Source organism: Trebonia sp. (genome assembly GCF_049794275.1).
In the GTDB taxonomy this organism is placed as follows: domain Bacteria; phylum Actinomycetota; class Actinomycetes; order Streptosporangiales; family Streptosporangiaceae; genus Trebonia.
This window is the reverse complement of the sequence record NZ_JBARCR010000110.1, coordinates 1-8,983: the sequence shown is the minus strand read 5'-3', so window position 1 is coordinate 8,983 and position 8,983 is coordinate 1. Positions and strand designations below refer to the sequence as shown.

Genomic DNA, 8,983 nt, shown 5'->3' with positions numbered 1-8,983 from the left:
GGCGACGACCCCGCGGCAGCCGCCGCGATCGCGAGCCTGCTCGACCGGATCGGCTACGACCCGGTCCGCCTGGAAAGCCTGCGGGCGGGCCGGGTGCTGCAGCCGGGCGGCCCGGTGTTCGGGGTTGTGCTGACGCTGCCTGAGTTTGAGCGGGCCGTGCGTCAAAACGCTAGGAGCCTCACATGACTTACACCCTCGGGCTGGACACCTTCGGCGACCGCAACTGCGACGCCGCTGGCAAGCCGGCCTCGCACGCCCAGACGATCCGCAACGTGGTCGAAGAGGGCGTGTTCGCCGAACAGGCCGGCGTGGACTTCTTCGGGATCGGCGAGCACCACACGGATTACTTCCCGATGCCGGCCGGGGACGTGGTGCTCGCCGCGATCTCGGCCCGCACCGAGGTGATCCACCTCGGCTCCGCCGTCACCGTGCTGAGTTCCGACGACCCGGTCCGGGTGTTCCAGCGGTACTCCACGCTGAACGCGATCTCCGGGGGCCGGGCCGAGGTCATCCTCGGCCGCGGATCGAGCATCGAGTCGTTCCCGTTGTTCGGCTACGACCTGGCCGACTACGAGGAACTGTTCGACGAGAAGGCCACGCTGTTCGCCGAGCTGCTCAAGGGCAGGCCCGTCACCTGGGAAGGCAAGACCCGCTCGGCCCTGCTGAACCAGGACGTGGTGCCGCACACCGAGTCCGGGCCGTTCCCGACGTGGATCGGAGTCGGGGGGAACCCGCAGTCGGTGATCCGCGCCGCCCGCCTCGGGTTCTCGCTGATGCTGGCTATCATCGGCGGGCCGCCAGCCCGGTTCGCCGCGTACTCACAGCTGTTCCAGCGCGCCCTGGAGAAGTCCGGATGCCCGCCGCTCCCGGTGGGCGTGCACTCGCCGGGCCACGTCGCGGCTACCGACGAACAGGCCAAAGCGGAGTTCTGGCCGCGCTGGCGCGAGATCATCGCCCTGGTCGCGCCGGAGCGCGGCTTCGCGATTCCCACCGAGGAATCCTTCGACTGGGAAACCGGGCCGCACGGAGCACTGTATGTCGGCTCACCCGAAACCGTCGCGCAGAAGATCGCCACGAACCTCCGCACCCTGGGGGCCACCCGGTTCGACCTGAAGTACGGCATGCCGGGCCTGACGCACGACCAGCTCATGACCAACATCGAGCTGTACGGCCGTCAGGTCATCCCGCGCGTCCGCGAACTGCTCAGCTAAGCCCGGGAACGACCAGCAGGAGCCTGCCGTCGTCCGGCTCCCGGACCTCGATCGCGTCACTGGCTCTTGGGTTCATCTCGCGGTGCTTCCTGACCGTCGCCGGTTGACAGTCCACGGTCCAGGGCAAACTCCGCAGCCAGCAACCATTGGCTATCTGGTGCAGTCGCTCCTCGGACACTTGAATCCATGTCCCTGACCTGCGATTATTCGTCTCCAAGATCCGATGGTGAAGCAAATTCGCAGGTCACGGGCGCGCGGGTCCATGTCCCTCTCGGACACGAACCCTTTGGGCATGATGCGATGCTGCCAGTCTTGCGACTGGCCGGGCCGAGGCGCGCCGATCGATTAGGCACGCCTGGCAACGGCATCGACTGAGCGCGTGAAAGCGCCCGGATCATCCGGATCTGTGTCATACGGTCAACGTCCGCGGGTGCCGTTGTGGTCTGCTGGAAGCTGCTGCCAGGGCGCCGCGTTCGGCAATCGTGCCGGTCCAGGTCTTTCCCGCCAGCACGTAGGCCGTCTTATACAGCGCCGTGATGCTCAGACGGGGCGGGTGTCGTTCGAGCATCCAGGTTTGGTTGGCCTAGCCGGCGGGTGGTCCTGCGGGAATGCGGTTCGGCGGGGCGCTATCGGCGGCTGTCTGGCCTGGGGCCGCCTGGCCGTCGGCGGGCCGACCGGCGGTCCACTGGGCGCCGGTTTCGTCGCGGAATGCGGCGATGGCGGCTTCGATGGTCGGGAAGAAGTGGTGCGGGTCGATCGTGCGGGTGAGGCCGTAGCGTTCGATCTTGTGCCGTACCGGGTCCTTGAGCTCGGCGAACACCAGGCTGATGCCGGCGGCGTTCAGCGCCTCGTCCAGGTCCTCCAGCACATCGGAAGCGGTCGTATCCACGTCGGTCACCGGCTCCGCGGCGATCACGATCCAGATCGGCGGCGGGTCGGCCCGGGCGAGCCGCCTAACCTCGTCGCGGAACGTCTTGGCGTTGGCGAAGAACAGCGGGGCGTCGAACCGGTAGATCACCAGGCCGGGCAGGTGCCGGGCATCGGGATAGGAGTGGATGTCGTGGTAGCCCTCCAGCCCGTCCACGCGCCCGAGCACTGTGTCGTAGGGCCACCACGCCCGCCGGAAGACGTTGAGGATGGACAGGCCGACCGCGATCGCGATCCCGGGCAGCACGCCAAGCAGGGCGACGCCGAGGAACGCCGTGATCGACAGCAGGAACTCGACCTTACGCTGGCGCCACAGCCGGGCTGTGGCGGGGATGTCGGCCAGGGACAGCGACGCGGTGATCACCACCGCGGCCAGGGCGGGCTGGGGCAGGTTCCGGAACAGGCCCGGGACCAGCACGATCATCAAGATGATGAGGGCGGCCCCGATGACCCCGGTCAGCTGGGTCTTCGCCCCGGATCGTTCTGCCACAGCCGTCCGCGACCCGCTGGTGCTGACCGGGAACCCCTGGAACAGGCCGGCCGCCAGGTTCGCCGCGCCGATGCCGATCATCTCGCCGTTGCCGCGGACCTCCTGCCCGGTGCGGGCGGCGAACGCCGAGGCGGTGGAGATCGTGTCGGCGAGGGAGACCAGCGCTATGCCCAGGGCCCCGGCGAACAGGAGCCCGAGATCGGCCAGGTGAACCGACGGAATCGTGAGCGGCGGGAACCCCTTGGGTAGCACCCCGACCAAGCTGACACCGTGACCGGCCAGGTCAAACACCGACGTCGAGGCGATGGCGAGCACCACCATGATGAGCACCGCCGGGACTTTCGGCAGCCAGCGCTGTAGCACCAGGATCAGCACGATCCCGGCGATCCCCACCATGGCCGCGGCGGCAACCGCCTCGCCGTGGGATAGGCCCTTGACGAACCCGGTGACCTCACCGATGAGGTTATCGGCGCTGACCTTGAACCCGAACAGCTTCGGCAGCTGCCCGATCAAGATGGTCAGGGCCAGGCCGTTCATGTAGCCGATCATCGTCGGCTTGGAGATCAGGTCGGCGATGAAGCCGAGCTTGGCCACGGCGGCCAGGATCATGATCGCCGCGACCATGATGGCAAGCATTGACGCCAGCGCGATTGCCCGCTTGGGGTCGCCGTCGGCGGCCATCAGCGGCAGGATCGTCGCGGCGATCATCGGCCCGAGCGAGGAATCCGGGCCCAGCACCAGGATCCGGGAGGGGCCGAACACGGCATAGCCGAGCAGGCACAAGATGGACGTGTACAGGCCGGTGATGGGCGGCAGGCCCGCCAGTTCCGCATAGGCCATGCCCTGCGGGACCAGCAACGTGGTGAGCACAACCCCCGCGATGACGTCCTTGAGCAGCCACCGGCGCCGGTAGGACGAAATCACCTGAAGCCCGGGCACCGCACCGAACATGGACACCCCCGGCCCTGGTCATACGCCGTAATCGCAATTTCCCCCATTAGACAAGCGGGCGCATCACCCGTGCAGGATGAGGACCCGCCTGCCGCGGCAGGCGATCCTGGCGGAATGACTTCCTGCCAGAAGGCCAGGCGCCAGCCCCGGCGAAACCACAGGTGACGTACGACCGGGTCGCCCCGCCGGAGGTAAGCGACATGGCCACGAAGAAGGACAAGCAGCACGACGAGCAGGTCCACGCGTCGGCGGCTGCCGGGCGGCATGAGGCCGAAGCCGGCCCGCCTCCGAAGATGAAGCGCAAGGAGTACGAGCGGGAGATGAGGGTCCTGCACGGCGAGCTCGTCGCGATGCAGGAGTGGGTCAAGGCGTCGGGAGCCAAGATCTGCATCGTGTTCGAGGGCCGGGACACCGCCGGGAAGGGAGGCACGATCAAGCGGATCACTGAGCGGGTGAGCCCGCGGGTGTTCCGGGTCGTTGCCCTGCCCGCCCCGACCGAGCGGGAGAAGTCGCAGATGTACATCCAGCGTTATCTCCCGCATTTCCCGGCGGCCGGCGAGGTCGTGATCTTCGACCGCAGCTGGTACAACCGGGCCGGCGTCGAGCCGGTGATGGGCTTCTGCACGCCCGAGGACACCGAGCGGTTCCTGGCGCTGACGCCGGGGGTGGAAAGGGCCATGGCCGATGACGGGATCGTGCTGCTGAAGTACTGGCTGGAGGTCAGCCCCGGCGAGCAGACCCGGCGGCTGCAGAGCCGCATCAACGACCCGCGGAAGATCTGGAAGCTGTCGGCCCTGGACCTGAAGTCCTACAGCCGCTGGTATGACTACTCCCGGGCCAGGGACGCGATGTTCGCCGCCACTGACACCGCGTGGGCCCCCTGGTACATCGCACACACTGACAACAAGAGGCGCGGCCGGCTCAACATCATCAGCCACCTGCTCAGCCAGGTCCCCTACAAGCCGCTCGCCCACCGCGACGTCACGCTGCCCAGGCGGCAGCGGGCCCGCGGCTACGCGGAGCCGGACCTGCCGTTGCGGTACATCCCGGCGCCGTTCTAGACAGCCGCGTTTCCACATCGGCGAGGGTCCGAGGGAGGACAGGTATGGGGCGCAAGGTCGGTGGTGTAGCCGCGCAGGGCGGCGAGCCGCCCCGTGAAATGGGTGCCGCGGCCGGGGCGCCGGCCCACGCCACCCGGCGCCAGCGGTGGCTGGCCCGGCTCGCGTTCGCCGCCGCGTTCGCCGCGGTGGTGGTGGTTCTGCTGTCCGGTGCGCTGAAGAGCATTACCGCGCTGCTCCTGGGTCTCGCGGGACTGGCCATCACCTGCGCGGCGGCATGGTGGTTCCTGGCTAACCGCGGCCTCGTGCGCTGGCTCGCGGCCGCGGTCCTGGTCGTCGCGCCGGTGGCCATGATCGTGGTGTACGTCGCCGCCGGACTGTTGTGGGAGATCGCGCTCGGCGTCGTGCTCGCGACCGCGGCTGTGACCGCGGGCCGCGCGGCACTTAGCAGCGGCCGCTCTCCGGCGAAACCGCGCGAAGATGCGGTCGCGCCGCAGCGGCAGCCTTTTGTGATCATGAACCCGCGGTCGGGCGGGGGGAAGGTCGGGAAGTTCGGACTCAGGGACAAGGCCGCCGCGCTCGGCGCCGAGGTGGCGCTGCTCGAAGGTCCCGGAGTGGTAGACGTAGCCGCGCTGGCGCGTCAGGCGCTAGACCACGGCGCCGACCTGCTCGGGGTGGCAGGCGGCGACGGAACCCAGGCTCTCGTCGCGGGCATCGCCGCCGAGCGGGACGTCCCGATGATGGTTATCTCAGCGGGCACCCGCAACCACTTCGCCCTCGATCTCGGGCTGGACCGTGACGACCCTGCCAGCTGCCTCAGCGCACTCACCGATGGCGTGGAGCTGCGCATCGACCTTGGCCTGATCGGAAACCGGACGTTCGTCAACAACGCCTCGTTCGGCGCCTACGCCCAAGTCGTGCAGAGCCCCGCCTACCGCGACGACAAGTCCGGCACCGCGCTGCAGATGCTCCCCGACCTGCTGAGTGGCCACCAGGGAGCGCACCTGGTGGTCCGGGTCGATGGGCAGGTGATACTCGACGGGCCGCAAGCGGTGCTGGTGAGCAATAACCCGTATGAGACCGGCGACATCGTCGGCCTGGGCCGCCGCGCGCGGCTCGACCAGGGCCTGCTCGGCGTCGTCGGCGTCAAGATCGAGACCGCCGCCCAGGCGGCCGGACTGCTCCGCAGGGCACAACGGTCGCGCAACGTCACTGTGCTCACCGCCCGCGAGGTCGTCATCGACGCCGAGCAACCGCAGATCCCGGTCGGGATCGACGGCGAATCAGTGCTGATGCCCACGCCGGTGCACTGCACGATCCGTCCCCTGTCGCTGCGGGTGCGGGTCCCGCGCGACCGGCCAGGCGTCCCCGACCCGCGGCCGCCCATGGACTGGTCACGGTTGCGGCACCAGGCACTCACATTCACACGGACCAACGGCGACGGGTCCGGGACGCAATAAGAAACACCACGATCACGGTAGTTCATCCTGCTTCCCGTCGGTCGCGTCATACCAGGTCACCGGGAAGTTGCCAACCCCAAGCGCTCTGAAGTCATCCGCGAGTTGGTGGCAGCCTAAGCACCCAGCCACTGCGAATTCGGCGGTGCGGTCCCGCGTCCGCAATCACAATTTCCGCGGTGCGGGTGGTCAGGCGTCTCGTTCGATCGGGCAGCTCATGCACCGGGGGCCGCCGCGGCCGCGGCCGAGCTCGCTGCCGGGGACGGTGATCACTTCGATGCCATGGTCGCGCAGGTAGGTATTTGTGGTGACATTCCGCTCGTAGGCCACGACCACGCCCGGCTCGACCGCGAGCACGTTGCAGCCGTCGTCCCACTGCTCGCGCGACGCCGAATGCACGTCCTGAACGGCGGTGAGCACGGTGATCTCCGGCAGATCGAGCGCGGCGGCGATTGCACGGTGCATGTCCTCGGGCGGGTGGCCGGTGACCTTCAGCTCGCTGGCCGTGGCGCCCGGCTCGACCGTGTACGAGGACAGCATCCCCATCCCGGCGTACTTGGTGAAGACGCCGTAGCCGGCCATGGTCAGCATGGTGTCCAGGTGCATGAAGGCCCGGGCCTTCGGCATGTCGATAGCGACCAGGCAGCGGGCGGAGCCGGCGGCGAACAGCCGGCTGGCCAGCATCTCGACCGCCTGTGGCGTAGTCCGCTCGCTCATACCGACCAGGACCGCGCCGTCGCCGATGACCAGCACGTCCCCGCCCTCGATGGTGGCCGGGGCGGCTTCCGCCCCGTGGTACCAGATGTCGAAGTCCGCCGCGGCGAACATCGGGTGCCAGCGGTAGATGGCCTCGTCGCTGATCGACTCGGGGATGCGGGCCGGGTGGCGCATCGCGTTGATCGACACGCCGCCGTAAATCCAGCAGGACGTGTCCCGCTGGTAAAGCAGGTTCGGCAGCGGCGCGAGCACGAACCCGTCGGAGTCAAGCGAGTGAAAGGCGATGCTCCTCGGCACCGGCCCGAGTTCGGCGATCTCCCGCTTGGTGATCCCGCCTGCCAGGTGCCGGGCCAGCTCGGCCGAACCGAGCCCCTCCATGGCGGCCCGCAGGGTCTCGGCGGCCAGCGGCCCATGCCGGCGCGGATCGAAAAGCCGGTCAAGGACGTAGGCCCGGGCTTCCGGATTATCCAGGGTCTGGGCCAGCAGATCGCTGTAGTAGTGCACCACCACTCCCCGCGAGCGCAGAACGCCGGCGAACGCGTCGTGCTCGGCCTGGGCGCGGCTTACCCACAGCATGTCATCGAACAGCAGATCGGCGACGTTGTCCGGGGTCAGGCGCTTGAGCTCTAGATCGGGGCGGTGCAGGATCACCTGCCGCAGGCGGCCGACCTCAGAATCGACGTGGAACATGAATCCCCGCTCTGAACAGTTCGTCGTTTAGGTCAGCCTAGGACAGGCAGACCGTCAGAGCGGGGCACGGCTTACGAGCGCGCTTCAAACAGTAGGTTGAATGGCGTCTCGGCGACCCGGCGGAACCGGGTAAAGCCACCGGTTCTCGTCGACACCGGCGACGCGTACGGCGACCTGCGCGGCGCTGAGCTGCGCGGCACGCCTGGCTGCGGCTGGCTCCTGACAAGATCACCAGCTGGGATTTCCGGAAGAAAGCCGCGTTCGAGGGCGATGCTTCACCGGGATGCTGTCCAACCAGTGGACTGTGCGTGACTTCTACCCGCTCGACTACCTGCCCACCGGGGTACGGCTGACCGCGTACAAAGGGGACGCCGCCGACCTCCCGCCACAGGCCCTGCAGGACTTCCTCGACGCCGTCGCCGCCGGCACGGCCGCCGTCCCGATCGGCCGCGTGTACCGGTTCGACCAGATCGTGGAGGCGCACACCGACATAGAGGAGAACCGGGCCACCGGCAAGCTCGTCGTCACGACATGAGATGGCTTCCGATGGAGGGAGGAGCCAATGAAGATCGCAGTTCTCGGAGCCCACCGCGTCGGCTCCGAGATAGGAAGGCTCTGGCACGCCGGCCACGACGTCACGTCCACGGCACGCCGCCCGGCCGCGTGAACTTGGCGATCGCGCGCGCGGCCCCCGTCGCCGATGCCGCAGCGGCCGCCGAGGCGATGCTCGTGGCCGTCCCGGCCGCCGTTAAGCATCTTAGCCTCGATCCACCGGTCAAATAGTGGTGATTACGGGCGTGTCAACGTGAAAGGTGCCCTCTGACCTGGGAGAATGGGAGTATCTGACGCTTCCAGCACCCGGTTCGAGAGGACACCCTGTAAGTGCGATTGTTGCATAGCCTCGTGCGGACGAACGCATCGTTCGATGACCCGAATCTCGTGTCGCACGCCGGGCTGGTCCCGGTGATGGCCCTGGCGCAGCGCGCCGGCCTCGCCCAGTTGGTCGCGGACCTCGTCCAGCCGGGCGGGGAATGCGGCGTCAACGCGCACCTGAAGGTGCCGTGCCTGGTCGCCGGGATGGCGGCGGGCGCGGACAGCATCGATGACATGGACTTGCTGCGGCACGGCGCGATGAGCACGCTGTTCGGCGGCATCCGGGCGCCGTCCACGCTGGGCTCGCACCTGCGCTGCTATACCTGGGGCAACGTCGCCCAGCTGGAGAAGGCAGGCCGGGAGTTCCTGGCGGAGCTGGCGCGGCGGTCACCGCTGTTGCCCGGCGCGGGCACGCTGGCGTTCATCGATATCGACTCCATGCAGAAACGCGTCTACGGCCGCCGCAAGCAGGGCGCGAAGTTCGGGCACACGAAGATCCAGGGGAAATCGCTGCTGGTCCGGGGCCTGAACGCGCTGGCCGCCGTCATCAGCACACCGACCGCCGCGCCGGTGATCGGCGCCACGCGGCTGCGCGGCGGCAACGCCGCC

6 protein-coding genes and 2 pseudogenes are annotated in these 8,983 nt (G+C 68.5%); 6 read left to right on the top strand and 2 right to left on the bottom strand.

Going from position 1 to position 8,983, the window contains the following annotated elements:
• Together WA805_RS02890 and WA805_RS02885 are read left to right on the top strand one after the other, a co-directional pair.
• Positions 1–186 (top strand): annotated as a pseudogene (locus WA805_RS02890) (hypothetical protein); the annotation flags it as partial.
• Entirely contained in the window at positions 183–1,211 is a 1,029-nt protein-coding gene (locus WA805_RS02885) for an LLM class flavin-dependent oxidoreductase (protein WP_424564709.1), read from the top strand. The pseudogene WA805_RS02890 and the gene WA805_RS02885, both read left to right, overlap by 4 nt.
• Positions 1,212–1,794: 583 nt before the next feature.
• On the opposite strand, the gene WA805_RS02880 is transcribed toward WA805_RS02885, so the two are convergent.
• Positions 1,795–3,579 carry a SulP family inorganic anion transporter gene (locus tag WA805_RS02880; RefSeq protein ID WP_425241584.1) on the bottom strand — a complete coding sequence of 595 codons (1,785 nt, stop codon included), beginning with the start codon at positions 3,577–3,579 and terminating at the stop codon, positions 1,795–1,797.
• Between the two features lie 161 nt (positions 3,580–3,740).
• Here WA805_RS02880 and ppk2 point away from each other — a divergent pair, with 161 nt between their 5' ends.
• Positions 3,741–4,640: a polyphosphate kinase 2 gene (gene ppk2 / locus WA805_RS02875; RefSeq protein WP_425241583.1), complete on the top strand. Its 900-nt coding sequence runs from the start codon at positions 3,741–3,743 to the stop codon at positions 4,638–4,640.
• 44 nt (positions 4,641–4,684) lie between these two features.
• Positions 4,685–6,097: a diacylglycerol/lipid kinase family protein gene (locus WA805_RS02870; RefSeq protein WP_425241582.1), complete on the top strand. Its 1,413-nt coding sequence runs from the start codon at positions 4,685–4,687 to the stop codon at positions 6,095–6,097.
• Between the two features lie 186 nt (positions 6,098–6,283).
• Here the strand turns inward: WA805_RS02870 and WA805_RS02865 are convergent, their stop codons facing one another.
• Positions 6,284–7,501 carry an arginine deiminase gene (locus WA805_RS02865; RefSeq protein ID WP_422286182.1) on the bottom strand — a complete coding sequence of 406 codons (1,218 nt, stop codon included), beginning with the start codon at positions 7,499–7,501 and terminating at the stop codon, positions 6,284–6,286.
• A gap of 283 nt (positions 7,502–7,784) precedes the next feature.
• Here WA805_RS02865 and WA805_RS02860 point away from each other — a divergent pair, with 283 nt between their 5' ends.
• Together WA805_RS02860 and WA805_RS02855 are read left to right on the top strand one after the other, a co-directional pair.
• Positions 7,785–8,036, top strand: a complete 252-nt coding sequence (locus tag WA805_RS02860; RefSeq protein WP_422286183.1) for a zinc-binding dehydrogenase — start codon at positions 7,785–7,787, stop codon at positions 8,034–8,036.
• A 368-nt stretch (positions 8,037–8,404) separates the two neighbouring features.
• Positions 8,405–8,983 (top strand): annotated as a pseudogene (locus tag WA805_RS02855) (IS1380 family transposase); the annotation flags it as partial.